Genomic DNA, 21,252 nt, shown 5'->3' with positions numbered 1-21,252 from the left:
GCGGGCGTCGTAAGACTGCCGCGCATGTCGATCATCCAGTCCTTCCGCTCCGTCCTCTCCCCGCCCCATCGCGCGGCGACGCCCTTCCTCGCACTGACGGGAGGGATCGCCCTGCTGGGCCGCGCGACGCCATGGCGGCCCACACGGCTGATCGGCAATCTCGCTCTGGCCGGTTTCGGCTTCTGCCTCTATTTCTTCCGCGATCCCAGGCGCGTTCCGCCCCCGCGCGCGGATGTCGCCCTGGCGCCCGCGGACGGGCGCGTGGTCTCCGTCGAGCTGGCCACGCCGCCGGCGGCGCTGGACATGGGGACGGAGCCGGTCTGGCGCGTGGCGACGTTCCTGTCCGTTCTGGACGTGCATATCAACCGGATGCCCGCCGCAGGGCGCGTGACGCGAATCGCCTACCATCCGGGGCAGTTCGTCAACGCCAGTCTCGACAAGGCGTCAGAACTCAACGAGCGCAACGAGATCGCCCTGACGCTGCCCGACGGGCGACGGATGGCCGTCGTGCAGATTGCCGGGCTGATCGCGCGGCGCATCGTCTGCCAGGTCGCGGAAGGGGACGAGGTGCTGGCGGGCGACCGCTTCGGACTGATCCGCTTCGGCTCGCGCACCGATCTCTATCTGCCGCCGGGCGTAGCACCCCTGGTGCTCGCGGGCCAGACGATGATCGGCGGCGAAACCGTCATCGCCCATCTCTGAGCGGAGCACGATGGACCCCTCCCTTCCCCCGGCGCGCCCGAAACGACGCATCCGCCGCCTGCGCCGCCTCGGGCGTCCGCGGCGCGTCCGCGTTCGCGGCCCGTCCTTCAACCGGCTGATCCCCAACATCCTCACCATGCTCGGCCTCTGCTCGGGGCTGAGCGGCATGCAGTTCGCCATCGAGCGGCGATTCGCCTACGCCGCGGCGGCGCTCCTCATCTCGGCCTGCATCGACGGGCTGGACGGGCGGATTGCGCGGCTCCTGCACGGCACGTCGCGCTTCGGCGCGGAGTTCGACAGCCTCTCGGATTTCGTCTGCTTCGGAGTCGCGCCGTCAATCCTGCTCTATATGTGGGCGTTGCAGCATACCGGACGCTACAGCTTCATCCCCTGCATCATGTTCACCGTCTGCATGGCGTTGAGACTGGCCCGCTTCAACGCCAGCCTCGATGACGACGACAAGCCCGCCTATTCCTCCAGCTTCTTTACCGGCGTTCCCGCGCCGGCTGGAGCAGGGCTGGTGCTCTTCCCGGTCTTCCTGGGGCTGGAGGCGAACAAGATGGGATGGACGACGGTGGAAGCCCTCTCCCACGCGCCGCTGGCGACCGTGCTGTGTCTGGTCGTCACGGCGGCGCTTCTGGTTTCGACCCTGCCGGTCTGGTCTTTCAAGAACTTCAAGATCCCCACGCCCTATGTCCTGCCGGTGATGCTGGGCACGTGCGGCTTCGCCGCGGTGCTGATCGCCGATCCATGGGGCGCGCTCGCCGCGGCCGGGTTGATCTATCTCGCGATGCTGCCCTTTTCCCGCCGCTCCTATCATCGCCTGCGGCGTGAGGCGGAGGCGATATCGGAGTTCGTGGAGTAGGTCACCCCGTCCGCGCCTCCTGGCCTTTCCCGCGCGCGTCTTCCTCGATGTCGTGGAAGCGGCGATAATCCACCGCGATGCCGCCGCCTTCCCGCAGGTCGAGAATATCGACGAAACGATGGCCCGCCTTGATCCGCTCGAAGCGATAGGACGCACGGGCGAGCATCGTCTGGCCCGTCACCTCGTCCGTGCCGGTGAGCGTCAGCATCACCTCCGCCTGCTCGCCCAGCAGGTGCTTGTACAAATGCTCCGCCAGCGGGCTGTCCTTCTCGATCACATGAGCCAGCACGAAGGCGAACCGCAGAATCGGAATATGCGGTTGCAGCAGCGGCAGAGGCACGAAACGCCGCACGGGATGCCCGTTCTCCCCCATCACATATTGGGCCAGCGCCGCCTCCACGCCGACCGAGAGCAGCGCGCTGCGACGGCAGTTCGCGATGCGGACGCACAGGGCGGGCATGCCGTGTTCGGAACTGATGACCGCATGCCGCGAGAAAATGACCCGCGCGCGCGGGCGGGCGAACCGGGCGAAAACCGCGCCCGTGCCCAGCGCGTTCACCAGCATGCCGACATAGAGCTCCACGGTGGAAAGGATATTGGCGGTCGGGCCCTCGGGCGCCATCGCGCCATATCCGACGGTGGAGAAGGTCTGCACGCTGAAGAAGAACAGATCGTCCAGCCGGTGCGGCCGCACACCGCCGACCGTCGCGCCGGTCGCTGCGTAAAGCAGGGTGAAGATGAAATTCACCACAAAATAGAGCGCGACGGACCAGAGCATGAAGCCCGGCCAGGACATGGTCAGCAGGTGGTGGTAGATGTCGGTCCAGATGCTGTCCGCCAGCCCGATGCGCTGGACGTCGCCATCGCTCTGCTCCTGGATCAGATGGGCGTGAAAGCGGCGCTCCGGGTCCAGGGCGACGGGCGGGCGAAGCCCTTTTCCCCCGCGCCGCCAACGAGTCTTCATCATCGCGTCACCCTCGACCGTAAGGGCGACGGAATGCGCTCAGGCGAACGCCGCGTCCTGCAACCGGGCGAGCACGCGCTCGCGCCCCATCAGCCGGATCAGGGCGTGCAGTTCCGGCCCGGCTTCCTCCCCCGTCAGCGCCAGGCGCAGCGGATGAAACAGCGCCCGCCCGCTCCGGCCGGAAACCGCGCGCAATGCCGTCATCCATGCCTTCCATGTCCCCTCGTCCCAAGGCGCGGGCGGCAGCGTCTCCCGCGCCTGTTCGAGGAACGACGCCTCGTCGGACAAACCGGGAGGCGTGATCTCGCCTGCGACAACCTGCCACCAATGGGCGATCTCGCCGGTGAGGTCCACATTCCCGCGGATGACATTCCAGAAATCTTCCGTCGCGCCCTCGGGCAAACGGTCCTGAATTTCCGCGAAGCTCTTCTGGTGCAGCAGCTTGCGGTTCAGCCCCAGCAATTGCCGCATGTCGAAGCGCGCGGCCGAGCGCGAGACGCGGGAGAGGTCGAACCCCGCCGCCGCCTCGTCGAAGCTCATCGCCGCCGGATCGTCGGCCGTGCCGAGGCGGGAGAGATAGGAGACGATCGCCTCGGGCTCGATGCCGTCATGACGCAGGGAGCGCAGGGACAGCCCGTCGAGACGCTTGGAGAGCTTGGCGCCCCCCTCATCCAGCAGGAGCGGCATGTGGCCGAAGGCGAACTGTCCGGGCTTTCCGCCCAGCGCCTCGATCAGGTCGATCTGCACGCCGGTATTGGTGAGGTGATCCTCGCCGCGCACGATATGCGTGACGCCCAGCTCCAGATCGTCCACAACGGAGGCTAGGGTATAGAGCACCGTCCCGTCCGTGCGCAGGAGCACGGGATCGGAAATCGCCGTCAGCTTGACGCTGCACTCTCCCATGACGAGGTCGTTCCAGCGCCGCGTCGTGTCGCTCAGCCTGAAGCGCCAATACGGCACCTTGCCGTTCGCCTCCGCCCGGGCGCGCTGTTCCGGCGTCATCTTCAACATCGCGCGGTCATAGACCGGAGGCTTGCCCGCGCGCAGCCGCGCCTCGCGCTTGGCGGACAGTTCGAGTTCGCTCTCGAAGCACGGATAAAGCCGCCCGGACGCCTTGAGCGCCTCGACCGCCGCCGCGTAACGGTCCAGTCGCGCCGATTGATGCGCCTTTTCCTGCCACCCGATTCCCAGCCAGCGCAAATCGGTCTCTATTCCCGTCTCATACTCCTCGCGCGAACGGTCGCGATCCGTGTCGTCGATCCGTAGGAGAAACACCGCGCCATGACGGCGCGCGAACAGGGCGTTGGCGATGGCGAGCCGGGCGTTGCCGACATGGAGATGCCCGGTCGGGCTGGGAGCGAAGCGCAGTTTCATGCCGCTCCATATGCCTCGGCGGACGCATGGATTCCAGCGTTATCGGCAGGCGCGCTTCGCGAGGCGCTCCCTCTTCCGCCGATCATTCCTCCGGCGCGTCGTCCTCGTCATCCTGAACCAGACGGCGCGGATCGAGGGCGCGCCAGTCCCGCTCCATCGGCGTGGCCGGTTCCTCGGAGAAATGGTCCAGCTCGTCGGCGGATGTCCAGCCCTCCACGCCCGAATCGGCGACCGTCGCATCCTCGCCGAAAGCGTACCACGCCTCCAGCACCGCGCGGCCCGTCGCACCGCCCTCGCGGCACCGCTCGATGCTGTCGCGCACATAGGCGCGGGCGAAGGCGTTGGCATGCGGCAGATCCAGGAAGCCCGCGATCGTCTCGACCACGTTGTCATCCTCTTCCGACGCGCCTGAATGGTCGATGATCCGCACCGTCCATTCCTTCTCGGGCCATTCCTTCTCGGGCCATTCCTTCTCGGGCCATTCCTTCTCGGGCGTGGCGTCGGTTTCGGTCGTCTCGGTCATGGCTCGGCGCTTTCAGAAGGCGGCAAGGGGGCGATGCGAGATTTGGCGAGCAGGAACTCCCGCCCGACCTTCACCCGCGACTCCCCGTCATAGGCCACGATATCCGCGGTCGCATAGGTTTCGCTCCAGCGGGCAGGGATGAAGGAGCCGGTGCCGATCACATCGACCGGGGCCCGCGCATCGGCCATGGCGGCGCATTTCTCCAGCCCGAAGCCGGAGGAGGCGACGAGACCCACGGACGGGAATCCGGCTTCGTCCAGCACCTCGCGCATCCGCCAGATCGCCGCCGCCGAGACGCCGGTGCCGACGAGATCGCGCAGTTCCTGGTCCGACCGATAACGGCGGATGGCGGCCGGGCAGTTGCGCTCCAGCACGGCGTAGGAGGATTGCGGGTCGAGCCCTTCGAGGAAGCGCCCGCCATGCGTGTCCAGCCGCAGGTTCAGACGCCCGGCCGCCGCGAGTTCGGGGAAGCGGCGGCATACGGCCAGACCATCCGTAACCTCCCGCCCGTAATAATCCACCAGCACCGTCAGCGGATCATGCGGATAGACCTCGTGATACATCTCCGCCGCCCGTACCGTGCCACGCGCATAGCCGATCAGCGCGTGCGGCATGGTGCCCAGTCCTTTTTCGATCCCGAAGAACGGCGCCGTCACGTCATTGGCGCAGCCGACGAAGCCCTTCGCCCCCTCCTGCCGCGCCGCCGCGGAGCCCACAGCCGCCGCGTAATCCATCATCTCCTGCATCTCGAAACCGGCGCAATGCCGCGCCTCCATCGCGAGAAAGGCGACATGAGGCAGGGTGAGCGCCATCTGGTAGGCGTGGTGCGCGGCGACGCAGCACGCGCCCAGCCGCTGGAGCAGCAGGGTTTCCAGCGGAGACAGTTCGATGAAGGAGCCGGTCAGGTAGAGCAGCGGCTCGCCCGCCCCGACCCAGGCGCCGTCGGGATAGACCTGCTCGCACTCGATGACGATGCCGCGCTCGCGCGTGACGTTCTCCAGCCATCGCCGCATCAGCCCCGTCGCGGCGATGACGGGCCGGCGGATGAACACCGCGTAGGTCACGCGCGCATCGCCGAAATGCGCGACGATCGCCTGCGTGCGGTTGAAATAGGCATCCGTCCGCAGCGCGACATCCTCGCGGCCGAGGGCCTGTTTCGGCCCGGCGGCACGCGCCAGCCCCGCCTCGATCGCGGCGAACGGACCCGCCGTCACGCGGCGTCAGCCCCGGCGCGGAACTGGCGGGTGAGTTCCTCGGCCACGAGAAAGGCCATTTCCAGCGACTGTTCCGCGTTCAGGCGCGGATCGCAGAAGGTCTCGTAACGGCCGGTCAGATCGGCCTCGGTGATGCGGCACGCGCCGCCGACACATTCCGTCACGTCCTGCCCCGTCATCTCGACATGAATCCCGCCCGGCCGCAGCCCGGCCTCGGCGAAAACATCGAAGAAGCCGCGCAGTTCCGTCAGGATCGAGTCGAAGGAGCGCGTCTTGATCTTGTCCGCCGTCGCGATGGTGTTGCCGTGCATCGGGTCGCACAGCCAGGTCACGATGCGCCCGGTCCGGCGTACGGCGTCGAGCAGCGGCGGCAGGTGATCGCCCACCTTGCCCGCCCCCATGCGCGAGATCAGCGTAATCCGCCCCGCTTCGTCACGCGGATTGAGAGTCTCCAGCAGCTTTTCCAGATCGCCGATCTGGGTGGACGGCCCGACCTTGATGCCGATCGGATTGTTCACCCCGCGCAGGAACTCGACATGCGCGCCGTCCGGCTGGCGCGTGCGATCGCCGATCCAGACGAAGTGAGCCGTGCAGTCGTACCATTCGCCGCTCAGGCTGTCCACGCGCGTCAACGCCTGCTCATAAGGCAGCAGCAGTGCTTCATGCGAGGTGTAGAACTCCGTGTCGTTGATCTGCGGCGCACTCTGGCTGAGGCCGCAGGCGGACATGAAGGACAGCGTCTCGTCGATCCGCCCCGCGAGCAGGCGATACCGTTCCGCCAGTGGCGAGCGCTCGACGAAACCGAGATTCCAGCGATGCACCTGATGCAGATTCGCATAGCCGCCCGAGGCGAAGGCGCGCAGCAGGTTCATCACGCCAGCGGACTGGAAATACCCGGTCTCCATCCGGCGCGGATCGGGAACGCGCGCCTGCGCCTCGAAAGCCGCGCCGTTGATGATGTCGCCGCGATAGCTCGGCAGCGTCACGCCGCCGATCGTCTCGGTATCCGAGGAGCGGGGCTTGGCGTATTGCCCGGCCATGCGCCCGATCTTCACCACCGGCACCTTGGCGGCGAAGGTCAGCACCACCGCCATCTGGAGCAGCACGCGGAACGTGTCGCGCACGATATCGGCGGTGAACTCGTCGAAACTCTCCGCGCACGCCCCGCCCTGCAACACGAAGGCCTCGCCCCGCGCCGCCTTGGCGAGATGCGCCTTCAGCCGCCGCGTCTCTCCGGCGAAGACCAGCGGCGGATAGCGCCGCAGCCGCTCCTCGACGGCTTCGAGCGTCGCGGCGTCCTCATAATGCGGCATCTGGCGCGCCGGATACGACCGCCAGCTCGACGGCGTCCAGCCGGGATGCGTTACAGCGTCGTTCGGGGTGGCCATGCGTCTGCTGCTTCCTGTCCTCTGTTTCCGCACGAAGCGGGCCGCGTTTATGCCGGGAATTTCGCGCCGCGCCTAGTAGGATGTTATGCGCCCGGGGCAGGCAGGGGATGAGTGTCGGGATGCGTCCTCGTTCTTTTTCGCAAAGAGGCACGAAAAACCTTCCCTGCCCCGCCGCGACGTCATGTGACCCGGCGAAACGTCAGATTGATGCGGCAGGCCCCGGTCGCCGGATGATCGCCCGCGCGGATCGTCGCGACGCCGTGAAAGGCCAGACGCGACGGGCCGCCCCAGACCACGGCGTCGCCGTGTAGCAGATCGAAGCGCCGGATCGGCTCGTGCCGGGACAGGCCGCCGAAGAGGAAGCGCGCGGGCAGGCCCAGAGAGATCGAAACGATGGGCGCCTCCAGCGCCGCCTCGTCCCGATCCTGATGCAGTCCCATCCTCGCTCCGGGAACGTATCGGTTGATGAGCGCGATCTGCGGGCGAAACCCGTCATATCCCGCCGAGGCGGCACAGTCCCGCGCGATCTCCGCGAAGAGCGGCGGCATGGGCGGCCAGGGGCGTTCCGTCAGCGGGTCCGCCGTCACGTAGCGATAGCCCCGCCGGTCCGAATGCCAGCCCAGCGGCCCGGCGCTGGTCATCGCCGCCGACATGCGGCCGCCGCCGGGCGTCGTGAGGATGCGGAACGGAGACAGGGCCGCGATCCGCTCCACCTCCCGCAAGAGACGGTCGGCGCGATCCAGCACGGCGCCGGGCAGCAGAACCGCTCCGGGCGCGATCGCCTCCCATTCGCGCAGACCGGCGAACAGATCAGCCATTTTTCCTCCCTCCGCACGTCATGTCCCGAACTTCATGCACCGTTCTCTTGAACCAAACGCCGTCCGCCGCAATTATACCGTAAGGAGGCGTACACGCGCGCCTCGCTCCGACCCGGCTCCCCCTTTTGGCGACAAAACGGAGCGTTCACGAAAAGGATTGCCCCATGGCGACGCTCCGCCTTCCCCTGCTTCTATCCCTGGCGGCCCTCGGCCTGCCGGGCATGGCACTCGCTCAGGCGCAGACATCATCCCCCCAGCCTCCGCAGGGTGCCGCATCGAAGCCTGGCCTGGAATATCGCGGCAACGGGGAGCAGGTGACGGCGCATGGCCGACATTCCCTCCCTCCCGGCTACCAGGAGGCGCCGAACGTCGATTTCAAGCACGGCCCCGATCCGGATCATGAGGCGAACATCCAGCGCGATCCGATCACCGGCACCGACCTCACCCAGTTCGGCTCGGCCTATCAGAGCGCCAGCCCGGTCCAGACGGGCACGCTGGGCGACACCAACGGCAATGGATGGATCGCGCCGCACTGAAGGATACGGGCTTATGCCGTCGGCCGCCCAGGTTCCATCAACACGCGGGAATCCGCAACGGAGTTTCGATCATGGCTTTCGTGACCACACGGGACGGGATCAATCTGCATGTCAAGGACATGGGCAGCGGCCGGCCGGTTCTGCTCATCCATGGATGGCCGCTGAGCGGCGACATGTGGGAATATCAGACACTGGCGCTGGTCGAAGCCGGATATCGCGTCATCACCTATGACCGGCGGGGTTTCGGCCAGTCGGGCCATCCGGTCACGGGGTATGATTACGATACGCTGGCTGACGACCTCGCCGCCATTATCGACGCGCTGGCGCTCGACGCCGTCACCCTGGTGGGCTTCTCCATGGGCGGGGGGGAAATCGCGCGCTATCTCTCGCGCCATGGCGCCTCGAAAATCGCGGGCGCGGTACTGCTCGCTTCGGTGGTGCCCGGCATCCTGAAGTCGCCCGACAATCCGGAAGGTTTCGATCTGGAGACACTGGCCGGGCTCAAGAAGCAGATCCGCAAGGACCGCTTCCATTTCCTGCGCAGCTTCGCCCGCGATTTCTACGGGATGTCCCTGCTGGGCGGTCCGGTGAGCGAAGCGCTTTTGGACTGGCACTTCGCCCTCGCGATCATGGCGAGCCCGATGGCGACGCTGGATTGCGTCGATGCCTGGGGCATGACGGATTTCACCGCCGACACCGCCGCCTTCACGATGCCGACCCTCATCATTCACGGGACATGGGATTCGTCCGTCCCGGCCAAGATCGCCGGGGAACGGGCGGCGAAGCTGATCCCCCATGCGCGCTACATCCCCTATGAGGACGCGCCGCACGGGCTTTTCGCCACGCATCACGCGATGGTCAACGCCGACCTGCTCGCCTTCCTGGCCGAGACCGCCTGATCAGCCCCCTTCGGCGCGCTGCTTCACATGGCGCGCCGGACTCCGCATCGTGACGATTTCCTCGGCCGTCGTCGGATGAATGCCGATGGTGCGGTCGAAATCCCGCTTCGTCAGCCGCGCCGTCACCGCGATGGCGAGTCCCTGCATCAGTTCCGGCGCGGCGTCGCCCATCATATGCGCGCCCAGCACCACCTGCGTCCGCGCGCAGACGACGAGCTTCATGAAGGTCTTGCGATCGCGCCCGGTCAGCGTCTGGCGCAGCGGACGAAAGCGGGCGGTGTAGATGTCCAGATCCGTCTCCCGCGCGGCCTCCTCTTCCGTCAGCCCGACGCTGGAGAGCGGCTCGGAAAAGAACACCGCCTTGGGCGTCGTCGCGAAGGACCAGTCCCGCGTCCCGCCTCCGAACAGACGCTCGGCCAGCATATGCCCCTCCGCGATCGCCGTCGGCGTGAGGTTGTAGCGGTCCGTCACGTCGCCGATGGCGTAGATATGCGGGACGGAGGTGCGGAACGCATCGTCCACGACGACCCGCCCCTTCTCGACCGTGACCCCCGCCGCCTCGACATCGAGCCGCGAGAGATTGGGCGCGCGTCCGGTGGCGAAAAAGACGCAATCGGTCTCCAGAGTCTCCCCCGCGCCGAGATCGAGGCGCAACGCCCCTCCCGGCAGCTTCTCCACCCCGCGCGGCGAATGGCCGGAGCGCAAAGCGATGCCGTAGCCGGGCAACGCCTCGGCCAAGCTGGCGCGAAGCTCTTCATCGAAGCCGCGCAAGGGCAGGTCCTGCCGGTACACCAGATCGACATGCGACCCCAGCCCGGCGAAAATCCCCGCGAATTCAACCCCGATATAGCCGGCGCCGATGATCGCGATACGCTCGGGCCGCGCGGGCAGATGGAACGCGTCGTCCGAAACGATCCCCAGCTCCGCGCCCGGAATTCCGGGCCGCACGGCCTGCGAGCCGGTGGCGATGACGATCGCCTTGGCCCGGACTCTCCGCGGCGTCTCTCCCGGCGCGAGAGGCGATGCGCCGATCTCCAGCGTATGGGCGTCGAGGAAGCGCGCATGCCCGCTCATGAGCGTCACCCCGGCCGTTTCCAGCAGGGAGACATAGATGCCGTTCAGCCGTGCGATCTCACGATCCTTGGCCGCGATCAGCTTCGACCAGTCATGCGCGCCCGCGCTCATGTCCCAGCCGAAGGCGCGGGCGTCCTCCGCCATGCCGCCATACTCGCTGGCATAGACCATCAGCTTCTTGGGCACACAGCCGAGATTGACGCAGGTGCCGCCCCAGTGCCGCGCCTCGACGATGCCGACTCGCGCCCCGCTCCGGGCCGCGATCCGCGCGCATCGCACGCCGCCGGAGCCCGCGCCGATGACGAAAAGGTCAAACTCCTCCATGAGGTGTCCCTCCGGTCTTCAGCGTTCCGCGAAAGCCTTCTCGACCACGTAAGACCCGCGAGTGTTCATGTTGCCTTCCTCGAAACCCATGGAAAGCAGCAGTTTCTCCGTGTCGGCCAGCATTTCCGGCGAGCCGCAGATCATCACCCGGTCATGCTCGGGATCGAGCTTCGGAATTTCCAGATCCTCGAAGATCCTGCCGTTCTCGATCAGGGTGGTGATACGGTCCGTCACCTCGAACGCCTCGCGCGTCACCGCCGGATAATAGCGCAGCTTCCCGCTGAGAATCTCGCCGAGGAACTCATGCCGCGGCAGTTCGTGGCGGATATGATTGGCATAGGCCAGCTCTCCCGAGACACGGACCGTATGGCTGAGCACGACGTTCTCGTAGCGCTCATACGCCTCGGGGTCCTTGATGAGGCTCATGAACGGTGCGAGCCCCGTGCCGGTGGCGAGGAAATAGAGGTTGCGCCCCGGACGGAGATTGTCAAGCAGCAGCGTGCCCGTCGGCTTGCGCCCGACCAGAACGGTGTCGCCCACCTTCACATGGCGCAGGCGCGAGGTCAGCGGACCTTCGGGGACGGCGATGGAGAGAAACTCCAGATGCTCCTCGTAATTGGCCGAGGCCAGTGAATAGGCGCGCAGCAGCGGCTTGCCCTCGACCTCGATCCCGATCATCGCGAACTGGCCGTTCTCGAAGCGCAGACCCGGATCGCGCGTGCAGGTGAAGCTGAAGAGCCGGTCCGTCCAGTGATGGACGGAGAGCACTTCGCCTGCGTGAAGATGCCCGTATTCCTTTCCCGGCTTCGCGAGCCTGTACTGGCCGGGATGCCCCTCATACGGTTCGAGCCCGCTCAGCGGCTCGTCGATCACCGGCATGGGAAGAGACACGGTTGCGGACATGGGATCGTCTCCAGACTCAGCGCGCGGAAGATGCCGCGCCGGAAATGCGGCGGGTGTTCTAAAGCATCCGCGCGGCGCGGGGAACCCCAGGAACGACGCGCTTCACATTATTTATGCGTACGTTCGATAAACGCCGCCACGTTGTCGTGCAACTCGTGCAGCGCCTGCGGATGAGCGTAAACCATATGCCCCGATTTGTACTGCCTGATCTCGATATTCTTCGCGAGATCGCGTGGAATCGGCAGGTGACGCATCTCGTAGATACCCTCGAAATAGGGGGTGCCGAGATCGAAATACCCCTGGTTCAGCATGACCTGAAGCGCCGGATTGCGTTTCATCGCATCCGCGAGATCCGGCAGCACGTTCGGCTCGCCGCGTGCCTGGCCCGTCTGGTCGGGCTGTTTGTGCGGGAAAGTCCAGCGCCCGATATTGCCCGCGCTGACCTTGTATTCCTCATACCCGTCATCGAATGCGGGATCGTTGCCGAAATGCAGCACCCGACGGACATAATCGTTGAACGCCGCGACATAGGCGGATTCCATCGCCGCCGATTGCGGATCATAGAACGGACGCTGCCCCAGCGGATCGAGACTCGGGCCGGAGAAACGGCTGTCGAGACGCCCCGTGTCCAGCGCCTTGTCGGCCATCAGCGTCTTCTCGAATTCCCCGCCATTCACCCGCAGATCGGCGCGCTTGAGATACTCCACCGGCAGGCCGGTATAACGGTGCAGCGTCTGCGCGACGGTCTCGAAATCGGCGTCGCTGATGGTCGTCCCCTCTTGCAGGGCGCGCGTATAGCCGCCCTGCGCGAACTGCTCGACCTCGCGGAGGAACGGTTCGAGCGCCTCGGGCTGGTCCGGCAGTTTGTGATGATACCATGCCGTCGCCGCATAGCTCGGCAGAGCCAGCACGTAAGGCTGGTCAACGCTCGGATTCATCTGCGGCCTGTCGGGCGAATTCGCGTAGTCCAGGATCTGCGACAGCAGGATCACCCCGTTGAGGTCGATCCCCTTATGTGACGACAGACGATCCGCCACGATGGCCGACCGCGTCGTGCCGTAGCTTTCGCCGAAGAGGTATTTCGGCGAGTTGAACCGCCCATGCCGCGCCAGGAATTCCGCGATGAAATCAGTGAAGGCCGCAGCGTCCGGGTCCGTTCCATAGAACGCCTTCGCCCCGTCCTTGCCGATCACCCGCCCGAACCCCGTGCCCGGCGCATCGATGAAGACGAGATCGGTGACATCGAGCAGAGAATCGTCGTTGTTGACGACGTCATACGGCGCGGCGGGAGTGTGGACGTCATCCGCCGTGACCACGCGCTTCGGGCCGAACGCCCCCATATGCAGCCAGATCGTCGCCGAGCCCGGTCCGCCATTATAGACGAAGGTGATGGGGCGCGTTTCCGCCGCCGCACCCTTCTTGAAATACGCGACGTAGAACATCGCCGCCTTCGCATCGAGCGGCATGTGGTCCTCCCCGCCCGCCATATCCGGAGCGGGAGCAGCCGGATTGGCGGCGTCCCATCCATCGGGATGGATCACCAGCGTCCCCGCCTCAGCCGTATAGGCGACGGTATGCCCGCGCACCGTGACGCTGCCCTCGCTCGACACTCTTTGCGGCCTGGAGAGAAACGCCGCCGCCCCTTTCTCGGCCGGGGCCTCAGGCGTTGACGGCGACGCGGCGCGGGACGATGTGGGCAGGATCGCAACGGACGCCGACAGAGCGATAGCGACAGACAGTGACAAACGTTTCACGAAACAATCCCATTCCATAACGAGCCGATTCATCCTTCCCCATCCCGCCGTCGGACTCAAGCCAGAAACAGCCCGGCGATCGTCGCGCTCATGGCGTTGGAAAGCGATCCCGCCAGCACGCATCGGAGGGCGGCGCGGGCGATGAAGGCACGGCGTTCCGGCACGATGCTGCCGAACGCGCCGATGAGAATCCCGACGCTGGAGAAATTGGAGAATCCGCATAATGCGAAGGAGACGATCCCGATGGTGCGCGACGACAGCGCATGAGCGTGAATAACGGGCGAAAGCCCGACATAGGCGACGAATTCGTTGAAAGCGAGTTTCTGCCCCAGAAATCCCCCCGCCCGCACCGCCTCGGCCGCCGGTATGCCGATCAGCCACGCCACCGGAGCCAGCGCGACGCCCAGGACATGGTTGAGGCTCAACCCCGCGACGCCGATACGCGCGCCGATCCCCTGCAAGGCGCCGTCGATCAGCGCGATCAACCCGACAAACGCCACCAGCATCGCCCCGACCGCCACAGCCACCCGCGCGCCGCTCATCGCGCCTTCGGCGATGGCGTCGAACAGATTGGTCGCATGAAGCTCGGCGCGCGGCATCGCCCCGGTCGCGGCACGCGGCGTCGGCCAGAGGATCTTCGCGAAAAGCAGCCCGCCCGGAATGGCCATGAACGACGCCGCCAGCAGGTAGGTCATCGGCACGCCCAGCGCCGCATAGGCCGCCAGCACCGACCCTGCGACCGACGCGGTGCCGGAGCACATGACCGTGAACAGTTCCGTCTCGCTCATCTCGGCGAGATACGGCGCCAGCGCCACAGGCATCTCGCTCTGCCCCAGGAAGATCGTCAGCACCGCGGAGAAGGATTCGAGCGTGCTTGCACCGAGCACCCGGCACAATCCGCCGCCGATCCACCGGGCCACGGCCTGCATGACCCCCCAGTGATAGAGGATCGCCATGAGCGCGGACACGTAGACGATGGCGGGAAGCACCCGGAACGCGAACACATAGGCGCCTCCGCCGAACAAGGTCTCCATCCGTGGACCGACCAGGCCGCCGAACAGGAAGGCCGCGCCGACCTGCCCGTAATTCAGCACGGTCTCCACGCTGGACGCCAGCATGGCGAAGACCGCCCGCCCCCAGGGCACGAAGAGCGCCAGCACCCCGATTCCGAACTGGATCGCCAGCGCGACCACCACCAGCCGCCTGTCGATCGCGCGGCGATCGGCCGAGAACAGAACGCCGATCGCCAGCAGCACCACGATACCCAGCATGCCGCGCCAGATCATCTCCCGCCCCCCTGTCCAAAGCAGGAGGGACTGTGTCGATGCGCTTCCGTTCTGTCCAGAGGCCGGCACGGACTCCTTGGCGACCGCCAGCGGAACGCCTATGCAGGATTTGTAGTCCAGAGGTCAGACCAACATGCCGACGATTTACGATTTTTCCCTTCCGACGCTCACCGGCGACTCCACGATCGCGCTCGAACAGTATCGGGGCCGCCCGATCGTCATCGCCAACACCGCATCGAAATGCGGCTTCACGCCGCAATATGAAGCATTGCAACATATCTGGACCGAATTCGCGTCCGAAGGGCTGGTGGTGATCGGTGTGCCCAGCAATGATTTCGGCAATCAGGAGCCGGGAGACGCAGCTGCGATCAGCGAGACATGTCATCGCAATTATGGCGTCAGTTTTCCGATGGCCGCGAAATCCCACGTCAAGGGACATGATGCGATTCCCCTGTTCCGGTGGCTTTCGGAGCAGGGCGGTTTCCTGGCGCGTCCGCGCTGGAATTTCTACAAATACATCTTCTCGCGCGACGGCATGTTGTCGAACTGGTTCACGCCGCTCACCGATCCGGCGGGACCGCGCATGTCCCAGGCGCTCCAACGCGTCATCCTCGACAGGTGAATGTGGAAACGCGCCCGCGAGGAAAGCCGCATGATGATCGGAGTTGATACAGAGACGAGGCCAGAGACCAGGATAATTCCAGGACGAGACGATGCGCTCATCATCGTTGACGTGCAAAACGACTTCCTGCCCGGCGGCGCACTGGCGATAGACAACGGAGACGCCGTCATCGCTCCATTGAATCGCCTGGCCAAGCTGGATTTCGGCTGCGTTGTCGCAACCCAGGACTGGCACCCGGCCAACCACCTCTCCTTTCACGCCCAAGGGGGCGCCTGGCCTGCCCACTGCATCCGGGGAAGCGCGGGCGCCGCCTTTGCCGATGCTCTCGATACGGGTCCGATCACTCATATCATCCGCAAGGGGGTCAGGGCGGATCGCGACTCCTATTCGGGATTCTTCGATAATTCCGGTCAGTTTTCCACCGGCCTCGACGGGCTCCTGCATGCACTCGGCATCCGCCGCGTATTGATCGGCGGTCTTGCCCTGGATTATTGCGTCGCCGCCACGGCGCGCGACGCCGCACGCCTGGGATTCACCACCCTCGTCATCGAAGACGCCTGCCGCGCCGTCGACAGTGGAAACCGGCAAATTCATGCGCAGTTGTCATCCGAAACCATCATGCTGATTTCATCTCCTGATATTATCGGCGCGTAACGGCCGTTTCCGGCGGCGTGATCTGACGTGCAAAGGCGGCCATGATCGGCCGTAATCCGGCCTCGGTAATGCGCGCCGTATTTTCCTGGACAAGACGCGTTGCCAACGGCTCATCCCCCGCACGCGTCGCATCGGCGATCAGCCTCACCACGAGTTCCTGATCGCCGGGAGCAAGCCGGCCCAACGGGGGCCTTGAAAATTGGGCCATTGCCGACAGCGCGTTGACGGCACCTTGCCAATCATTCTTTCTCTCCGCGAGATCGGCCCTGACAAGCTCTGCCTCATCACCCGAGGTGGCGCCGAGACATTCCGTCACGACATCGGTATTCCCCTTTTCAAGAGCGATACGCGCCAGTTTCACCCGCAGTGCCGCCGGTATGTCCCCTTCAGGATAATTCGTCGTCAGAAGCGCCATAGCCTCCTTGGTGTGATCCAGCCGCATCAGGTTTTCCGCGATCCGGTCGTTGATCGCACGACGCAGGCCGACATCAGTGATCCGGCCGGCAGTCGCCCGCAGGACATCGACCTCGCGGGCCATCAGTCCCAGCATATCGAAACCATCCGCAAGTGACTGCCGAAGCGCCGGCCACCGCGGATCCGCCGTGGACATTCCGTCGGAAACGGCCTGAAGGGCGATCAGGATAGATGCCGCCTCTTTCGGCGTCTTGCGCGGCAATGCGCGCGCGTCCTTCTGAAGCCGATCGATAAGAACATCATTCGCGTGATTGACGTCCATGCTCCAGGCCGGCTCATACCGCTTCAAGGCGAGCAGAAGATCGCGCGCATTCGCCCAGTCCCCGATCGCTGACGCGGCATCCAGTTCCTCCAGCAGAACTTCAGGCTCCCGTCCCGCGAGACGCGCCCCCGGCCGCAACGGGTCTAGCTCTTCCATGAGATCCCTCTCGCCGATTTTCCCTGCCCTGAGAGCAGCCAACAGATAGGCCTCTCGCGCCTTTGCCGCACGAACGGGATCGACGGACCGCGCAACACCATCAAGCGCGGCGAGACTTCCCGCCGGTGCATCCCGCGCCTTCGAGAGCGCCAAGGCCAGTCGCACATCCTCCGTATCGGGAAATCGCCGGAGCGCTTCACGCGCCTCATGGCCGCCATAACGGGCGATCCACTCCGCGACAGGACCATTCAACGCTTTGGCAAGCGGTTCAGGATAATTCAGCAACGATTGAAGACCGGCGGCAAGAAGGGATGCGACCTTCCGCCGCCCGTCATCACTCCCGCGCGGCGGGGTTTCATCCGCCATCTCGCCGAGACCGCGCCAGAATTGCTGCTCCGGCGTGTTCTCGTCCGCTTCGTCCACGGACGACCTCTGCTTGCCGGAAAGCGTGCGGACTGCAGACCGCAACAAGACATCGTCGCGTGTCACGATGCCACCCGGATCATCCTCCAATGCGGTTGTAAGGATCGTGCTTGCCTTGACCTTGTCTCCAAGCGCCAGCGCTGCGCGCGAGGCCCGCAGCCGCGCCGCAAAGCGGTTCGCCGGTTCAGACAGCGCCGCAGTCGTCCATGCCCGCCGGAAATTTTCCTCCAAAATATTCGTGGAAGCCCTGCTCAACATGAGTTGTGGCGAATTCAGCACCTTGCGCACGCTCGGAAGAGAGGTCGGAACCGCCTCGCTGCCGATTGCGTCCAGCCCGAATCCCTCCTGCACTTTCCGCAACTCGATCGCATCGTCATCGGCATCCACGACGACTCCGATCAGACTCGTCCGGATGGAGAAGCCGATGCCGGCAACAGCCTCCTCCACGTGGCTCTGACGCCCCGCCACCAGACCCAGCAAGACGCGCCGCCCCGAATACGGATCATTGATCTGCACGACAGGCTGTCGGCTTCCGATACTGTCCGCCGGAACCGGAAACACGATCGTATTACCCATCTGCCACGGCACGATGAGCCGCGTCTGATCGAGATTGCCGTCATCGGTCAGTTGCCATCCCCAGTTCGCGCCGAGTTGCAGCGGACGCAGCGAAAACGCATGTGCATTCGGCCAATGGAAACAGACGACGGTCGCGTCAGTGAGAATTTTCGTCGTCCATCCGACGCCAGTCTGGGCGTCGTCGGAGGATGACGCGCCGAGAGTATGCCGCCCGGAGGATACCAGAATAACGTTGTCCCCGGAGCGATAAGCCGCCACAGCCACACTACCGTCCAGCGGAATCCAGACGCCTCCGTCATTGAGAAGAATCGTCTGCGCCGCCGCGTCAACTCCAGCAGGAACGGATTCCTGCGCGAGGGTCGGAGGCAGGTCAGGAGCGGGCGACTGGGCAACTCCCTTGCCGGACGGATTGGCGTCGCTCGCGCGCGCGGGCGTCATGACCGGAGGCGGAGGGGAAACGCCAAGATATTCGTTCATATTCCCCACAAGATTCCAGCCGTGAGGCAACGCGGCTACGGCACCCGCCGCAGGAGGCGCAGCCGGGAGTCTGAATGGAACGTACGGGAGAACTACCCATGTCCGGCTCACTGTCCTTGCCTGCCCGTGCCCCCCGATCAAAGCCATGCAGGTCAAAACCGCCGAAACAGTCTTCTTAACCGCCATCATGACTCACCGGGATGAGAAGCGGCTGTCGACGCGCAAGCATCTGAGTCGCCAGAATGGCGCGTTGCGGCGACATCTGCGCCATGATCGCCGAAGCGCGACGCGGCGGCATGTTTCCAAGAAGCGCCACGCCGACATGGAGGTCGAGAATATCGAAAATGGCCGCCGCGTCGGCTGGTCTCATCGCCTCGTAGATCGCGGTCAGCCGGGCCGCGTCCTGAGGCGTCAGAATCGGCTTCGAAGGGCCTCCTGACGCCGCATTCCCTGCCACGCCGACCTTCAACTTCCGGTCAAGGACCAGTGTTGCCGCATCGATGAGGCGCTTCTGTTCAGCCATCGCCTTCGATTCAGCCGAGATGACCTCCCGTTGTTTGACGATGTCCGTCACCAGTTCCTGCATGCCCGGCTCAGCCGGACGGGGCGGCGCCTTGCCGTTGCAAACGCCGCCTCCCGCGCATTTTTCGCTTCCCTGTCCTCGCCCTGTCGTAACTGGCGTCGTCGGGCCGGAGAGAGTCTCCCCGGCGACTGGCGGTGCGTCGCCCGGTGCCGACGACATCTGAGCATCGGCATTTGCTCTTTCGATGAGAAAATTTCCGACTACCGATGCTTGAGGTTTGCCGGAGACCGATCTCACGATATCAACAATATCGAACGCCAAAGCCACGACCATGAACGACGTCGCGATCGGCACGACCTTTGCCAACCCGAGACGAAACCGGAAACGCCAGCGCACTTCTCAGATCCTCTGCATCCGGAGGGCACGCAGCAATTCACGCTCCGCCTCGCTTTTGGCTCCCTTGCCCCGAGGGTCATAAGAAGGCTGAGGTCGCTCGTCGCCCTGGGCAGGCACCATGTCATCCCCCGGATTCCTCTGCACGCTGCCCCGCGCCTGAACACGAGCCACCAACTCCTCCCCGAGACGACAAAGTTCCTCCAACTCCGCGCGAAGCGCCTTTCCGCTCTCGACGGATTTACCTAGTTGCCGCGTGGATATTTCGGTCGCCTGCCGAAGTTGCTCAATGCCCGTCCTGGCTTCGCCGCAGCTCCGTTCAAGACTGACGATCAGATTGCCGAGTTCCGCGCGATCCCGTCGCAAGACGGCCAGAGCCCTTCCGAGATGCAGGCTGTAGAAGATCGTCGTCACCAGAAGGAGAGCGAGCGCCACCTCGATTCCGAGCTGAATGTCATCCATGATCTTGTTCCGTCGGCAAGAGATCTCCCTCCAGATCGAAAGGCGGCCGCTCCTCGTCGGCGCGTTTCTCGACCTTGAACGCCAACCGTCCCCGCAACTGCCCCAGGCGTCCCTGATAGAGCATCCGGTCGCCACATCGCAGCCGTGCCGATGAGGCACCCCCTTGACGCAAGACGAGTTGATCTCCCGGCCGCAGGGGCAGAATGTCGCCGAGAGTCAGTCCGTCATCTTCGATGACGACCTCCATCTCGAGATTCGTCTTCCAGATTTCACGGGACAGATGATGCTCCCAGGTGGCATCATGACCGAACTTCTCTCCCATGAACTGCTGAAGAAGCACGTCTCGGACGGGTTCGAGAGTCGCGTGCGGCAGGATGAGCGTCATCGTGCCCCGGCTTTCCCCGACCTGCGCGGTAAAGCTCGCTCCCACCACGCCATCCGTCGCGCGGGCAATGTGAACGAAACGATCACTCAGCTCCAGACGCTCGAACCGGAAGGTGACGGCGCAGAGCGGCCCGAATGCCTGCCCCAGATCAGCGAGAACGGAATGCACGAGCGGCTCGATGAGTGCGCGATCGATCATCGTATGGCGTCGTTCCACGCGGCTTGCCTGCTTGCGGAGACCACCGCCGCCGAGCAGGGAATCGATCACCATGCAGATCAGCGGCGCGTCGAACACGAGCAGCCCATAATTTTCCCATTCTTCCGCCTTGAAGACCGCGTACATCCCATTATCCGGCAAGACCTCGAACCTGTCCGCGAACCGGTCCGACGTGACGCTCGACGCAGCGACGACGACATTGTCGTTCAAGACCCCGCGCAGTGTCGTCATGAGCACGCGCACGAACCGATCGCAGACCACATCGAGCATCGGCAGTCGCTCGTAGGAAGGCGCGGCATGCTCCAGAAGCAGTTCAGCTCCTCCCCGCCGCCGAATGGTCGGCCCTTTGCGCGAGGCCCGTGCGGCGTCCGCCGTCGCGAGATCCACCACATTGATGCTCTCACTCATTGGACCAGCACCTCCGTGAAAAACAGGTCCCTGACCTGTATGGGCGCAAGCGCATTGCTGATCTGCGCCAGCAATGCCTCCCGCAACCGATAGAGACCGCTTCCCGCCAGTTCCTCTGGCCGGGTATCGTGCAGGTAGGTCTGGTAGAGATCTTCGATCTGCGGGATATGGGTGCGGGCGGCAGCCGCGTCTCGCTGATCCGCAAGCTGGATCTGCGAGGCGACGCGAACGAAAGTCGCATGCCCGCCCTCTGAATCGAGGGTCGCCATAATGGTGGGGATGGCGAGATTGAAAGGCGAGATCACGACCGCCGCAGGTTTTACTACGGAACGGGCGTGATGCGTCCAGTAATAGGCCCCTCCCCCGCCGCCCAGTGCAAGAACAAGGGCGAGCACCGCCAGAACGGTCATCTTCCCCCGTTTCGCGCGGTTCGTTTCATCGCCTTCCATCGGCTTCGTGCCTTTCAACCGTCTACGAAGCCGAGATTGCGCGAAAAAAGTTAAAGAGAGGTTTACGCGACGTCGATTGCCGCATCGCTGCCGAAATCGTCGATTTTAATGATTCGTCAAGCATTCACCGTCTACACTTCGGAACATG

21 protein-coding genes are annotated in these 21,252 nt (G+C 64.9%); 6 read left to right on the top strand and 15 right to left on the bottom strand.

Annotated elements, in window-relative coordinates; all coding sequences use genetic code 11:
• Positions 1-24: 24 nt before the first annotated feature.
• Complete coding sequence (locus EDC31_RS09355; RefSeq protein ID WP_042056401.1) at positions 25-702, top strand: phosphatidylserine decarboxylase; 678 nt, start codon at positions 25-27, stop codon at positions 700-702.
• Positions 703-712: 10 nt separating this feature from the next.
• Positions 713-1,567, top strand: coding sequence for a CDP-alcohol phosphatidyltransferase family protein (locus EDC31_RS09350; protein ID WP_042056292.1), 855 nt, complete (start codon positions 713-715; stop codon positions 1,565-1,567).
• 1 nt (position 1,568) lies between these two features.
• Here the strand turns inward: EDC31_RS09350 and EDC31_RS09345 are convergent, their stop codons facing one another.
• The 6 genes from EDC31_RS09345 to alkB form a co-directional block, all read right to left on the bottom strand.
• Positions 1,569-2,534, bottom strand: coding sequence for an ion channel (locus EDC31_RS09345; protein WP_052511638.1), 966 nt, complete (start codon positions 2,532-2,534; stop codon positions 1,569-1,571).
• A 36-nt stretch (positions 2,535-2,570) separates the two neighbouring features.
• Positions 2,571-3,905: a glutamate--tRNA ligase gene (gltX, locus tag EDC31_RS09340; RefSeq protein ID WP_042056294.1), complete on the bottom strand. Its 1,335-nt coding sequence runs from the start codon at positions 3,903-3,905 to the stop codon at positions 2,571-2,573.
• 82 nt (positions 3,906-3,987) lie between these two features.
• Complete coding sequence (locus EDC31_RS09335) at positions 3,988-4,428, bottom strand: hypothetical protein (protein WP_239641540.1); 441 nt, start codon at positions 4,426-4,428, stop codon at positions 3,988-3,990.
• Positions 4,425-5,606, bottom strand: coding sequence for a beta/alpha barrel domain-containing protein (locus EDC31_RS09330; RefSeq protein ID WP_239641546.1), 1,182 nt, complete (start codon positions 5,604-5,606; stop codon positions 4,425-4,427). The genes EDC31_RS09335 and EDC31_RS09330 overlap by 4 nt, the downstream gene beginning before the upstream one ends.
• A 32-nt stretch (positions 5,607-5,638) precedes the next feature.
• A complete protein-coding gene (locus EDC31_RS09325; protein ID WP_042056296.1) occupies positions 5,639-7,030 on the bottom strand; it encodes a class II 3-deoxy-7-phosphoheptulonate synthase in 1,392 nt (463 codons plus the stop codon).
• A gap of 179 nt (positions 7,031-7,209) precedes the next feature.
• Entirely contained in the window at positions 7,210-7,848 is a 639-nt protein-coding gene (gene alkB, locus EDC31_RS09320) for a DNA oxidative demethylase AlkB (protein ID WP_042056298.1), read from the bottom strand.
• Positions 7,849-8,012: 164 nt separating this feature from the next.
• On the opposite strand from alkB, the gene EDC31_RS09315 reads away from it, so the two are divergent.
• Both EDC31_RS09315 and EDC31_RS09310 read left to right on the top strand, forming a co-directional pair.
• Positions 8,013-8,384, top strand: coding sequence for a hypothetical protein (locus EDC31_RS09315; protein WP_042056300.1), 372 nt, complete (start codon positions 8,013-8,015; stop codon positions 8,382-8,384).
• A 71-nt stretch (positions 8,385-8,455) separates the two neighbouring features.
• Positions 8,456-9,283, top strand: a complete 828-nt coding sequence (locus EDC31_RS09310; RefSeq protein WP_042056302.1) for an alpha/beta fold hydrolase — start codon at positions 8,456-8,458, stop codon at positions 9,281-9,283.
• Here EDC31_RS09310 and gorA read toward each other — a convergent pair whose 3' ends face one another.
• From gorA to EDC31_RS09290, 4 genes are all read right to left on the bottom strand, one after another.
• On the bottom strand, positions 9,284-10,681 hold the full coding sequence (gorA, locus tag EDC31_RS09305) for a glutathione-disulfide reductase (RefSeq protein WP_042056305.1): 1,398 nt from the start codon (positions 10,679-10,681) through the stop codon (positions 9,284-9,286). It abuts the gene before it with no gap.
• A gap of 18 nt (positions 10,682-10,699) precedes the next feature.
• Positions 10,700-11,584 (bottom strand): ferredoxin--NADP reductase, encoded by an 885-nt coding sequence (locus EDC31_RS09300; RefSeq protein WP_042056308.1) that lies wholly within the window; start codon positions 11,582-11,584, stop codon positions 10,700-10,702.
• Positions 11,585-11,691: 107 nt separating this feature from the next.
• A complete protein-coding gene (locus EDC31_RS09295) occupies positions 11,692-13,356 on the bottom strand; it encodes a S10 family peptidase (RefSeq protein WP_042056310.1) in 1,665 nt (554 codons plus the stop codon).
• Positions 13,357-13,394: 38 nt separating this feature from the next.
• Positions 13,395-14,624: a NupC/NupG family nucleoside CNT transporter gene (locus EDC31_RS09290; RefSeq protein WP_042056312.1), complete on the bottom strand. Its 1,230-nt coding sequence runs from the start codon at positions 14,622-14,624 to the stop codon at positions 13,395-13,397.
• 133 nt (positions 14,625-14,757) lie between these two features.
• Here EDC31_RS09290 and EDC31_RS09285 point away from each other — a divergent pair, with 133 nt between their 5' ends.
• Both EDC31_RS09285 and EDC31_RS09280 read left to right on the top strand, forming a co-directional pair.
• On the top strand, positions 14,758-15,246 hold the full coding sequence (locus EDC31_RS09285; RefSeq protein ID WP_042056314.1) for a glutathione peroxidase: 489 nt from the start codon (positions 14,758-14,760) through the stop codon (positions 15,244-15,246).
• A 30-nt stretch (positions 15,247-15,276) separates the two neighbouring features.
• Positions 15,277-15,900 (top strand): nicotinamidase, encoded by a 624-nt coding sequence (locus tag EDC31_RS09280; protein ID WP_243697799.1) that lies wholly within the window; start codon positions 15,277-15,279, stop codon positions 15,898-15,900.
• Here EDC31_RS09280 and EDC31_RS09275 read toward each other — a convergent pair.
• The 5 genes from EDC31_RS09275 to EDC31_RS09255 all read right to left on the bottom strand — a co-directional run bounded on the left by EDC31_RS09275 (position 15,887) and on the right by EDC31_RS09255 (position 21,065).
• Positions 15,887-18,268, bottom strand: a complete 2,382-nt coding sequence (locus tag EDC31_RS09275) for a hypothetical protein (protein WP_042056316.1) — start codon at positions 18,266-18,268, stop codon at positions 15,887-15,889. The genes EDC31_RS09280 and EDC31_RS09275 overlap by 14 nt on opposite strands.
• Before the next feature lie 175 nt (positions 18,269-18,443).
• Positions 18,444-19,010 (bottom strand): MotE family protein, encoded by a 567-nt coding sequence (locus tag EDC31_RS09270; protein ID WP_132127012.1) that lies wholly within the window; start codon positions 19,008-19,010, stop codon positions 18,444-18,446.
• Between the two features lie 180 nt (positions 19,011-19,190).
• Positions 19,191-19,646, bottom strand: coding sequence for a DUF6468 domain-containing protein (locus EDC31_RS09265; protein ID WP_042056319.1), 456 nt, complete (start codon positions 19,644-19,646; stop codon positions 19,191-19,193).
• Positions 19,639-20,655 (bottom strand): FliM/FliN family flagellar motor switch protein, encoded by a 1,017-nt coding sequence (locus EDC31_RS09260; protein WP_052511641.1) that lies wholly within the window; start codon positions 20,653-20,655, stop codon positions 19,639-19,641. The genes EDC31_RS09265 and EDC31_RS09260 overlap by 8 nt, the downstream gene beginning before the upstream one ends.
• Positions 20,652-21,065, bottom strand: a complete 414-nt coding sequence (locus tag EDC31_RS09255) for a flagellar basal body-associated FliL family protein (RefSeq protein ID WP_158310293.1) — start codon at positions 21,063-21,065, stop codon at positions 20,652-20,654. The genes EDC31_RS09260 and EDC31_RS09255 overlap by 4 nt, the downstream gene beginning before the upstream one ends.
• Between the last annotated feature and the right edge of the window lie 187 nt (positions 21,066-21,252).

It is taken from the genome of Acidomonas methanolica (assembly GCF_004346035.1).
Taxonomy (GTDB): domain Bacteria; phylum Pseudomonadota; class Alphaproteobacteria; order Acetobacterales; family Acetobacteraceae; genus Acidomonas; species Acidomonas methanolica.
This window is presented reverse-complemented; position numbering and strand designations above follow the sequence as displayed.

Excerpts from the sequence above, each read along its gene's own strand:
- EDC31_RS09345 (WP_052511638.1), bottom strand. The coding sequence starts at position 2,534 with ATGATGAAGACTCGTTGGCGGCGCGGGGGAAAAGGGCTTCGCCCGCCC.
- gorA (WP_042056305.1), bottom strand. The coding sequence starts at position 10,681 with ATGGAGGAGTTTGACCTTTTCGTCATCGGCGCGGGCTCCGGCGGCGTG.
- EDC31_RS09290 (WP_042056312.1), bottom strand. The coding sequence starts at position 14,624 with ATGATCTGGCGCGGCATGCTGGGTATCGTGGTGCTGCTGGCGATCGGC.
- EDC31_RS09275 (WP_042056316.1), bottom strand. The coding sequence starts at position 18,268 with ATGAACGAATATCTTGGCGTTTCCCCTCCGCCTCCGGTCATGACGCCC.
- alkB (WP_042056298.1), bottom strand. The coding sequence starts at position 7,848 with ATGGCTGATCTGTTCGCCGGTCTGCGCGAATGGGAGGCGATCGCGCCC.
- EDC31_RS09270 (WP_132127012.1), bottom strand. The coding sequence starts at position 19,010 with ATGTCGTCGGCACCGGGCGACGCACCGCCAGTCGCCGGGGAGACTCTC.
- EDC31_RS09265 (WP_042056319.1), bottom strand. The coding sequence starts at position 19,646 with ATGGATGACATTCAGCTCGGAATCGAGGTGGCGCTCGCTCTCCTTCTG.
- EDC31_RS09315 (WP_042056300.1), top strand. The coding sequence starts at position 8,013 with ATGGCGACGCTCCGCCTTCCCCTGCTTCTATCCCTGGCGGCCCTCGGC.
- EDC31_RS09260 (WP_052511641.1), bottom strand. The coding sequence starts at position 20,655 with ATGAGTGAGAGCATCAATGTGGTGGATCTCGCGACGGCGGACGCCGCA.
- EDC31_RS09325 (WP_042056296.1), bottom strand. The coding sequence starts at position 7,030 with ATGGCCACCCCGAACGACGCTGTAACGCATCCCGGCTGGACGCCGTCG.
- EDC31_RS09355 (WP_042056401.1), top strand. The coding sequence starts at position 25 with ATGTCGATCATCCAGTCCTTCCGCTCCGTCCTCTCCCCGCCCCATCGC.
- EDC31_RS09335 (WP_239641540.1), bottom strand. The coding sequence starts at position 4,428 with ATGACCGAGACGACCGAAACCGACGCCACGCCCGAGAAGGAATGGCCC.
- EDC31_RS09295 (WP_042056310.1), bottom strand. The coding sequence starts at position 13,356 with ATGGAATGGGATTGTTTCGTGAAACGTTTGTCACTGTCTGTCGCTATC.
- EDC31_RS09310 (WP_042056302.1), top strand. The coding sequence starts at position 8,456 with ATGGCTTTCGTGACCACACGGGACGGGATCAATCTGCATGTCAAGGAC.
- EDC31_RS09255 (WP_158310293.1), bottom strand. The coding sequence starts at position 21,065 with ATGACCGTTCTGGCGGTGCTCGCCCTTGTTCTTGCACTGGGCGGCGGG.
- EDC31_RS09285 (WP_042056314.1), top strand. The coding sequence starts at position 14,758 with ATGCCGACGATTTACGATTTTTCCCTTCCGACGCTCACCGGCGACTCC.
- EDC31_RS09350 (WP_042056292.1), top strand. The coding sequence starts at position 713 with ATGGACCCCTCCCTTCCCCCGGCGCGCCCGAAACGACGCATCCGCCGC.
- EDC31_RS09300 (WP_042056308.1), bottom strand. The coding sequence starts at position 11,584 with ATGTCCGCAACCGTGTCTCTTCCCATGCCGGTGATCGACGAGCCGCTG.
- gltX (WP_042056294.1), bottom strand. The coding sequence starts at position 3,905 with ATGAAACTGCGCTTCGCTCCCAGCCCGACCGGGCATCTCCATGTCGGC.
- EDC31_RS09280 (WP_243697799.1), top strand. The coding sequence starts at position 15,277 with ATGATGATCGGAGTTGATACAGAGACGAGGCCAGAGACCAGGATAATT.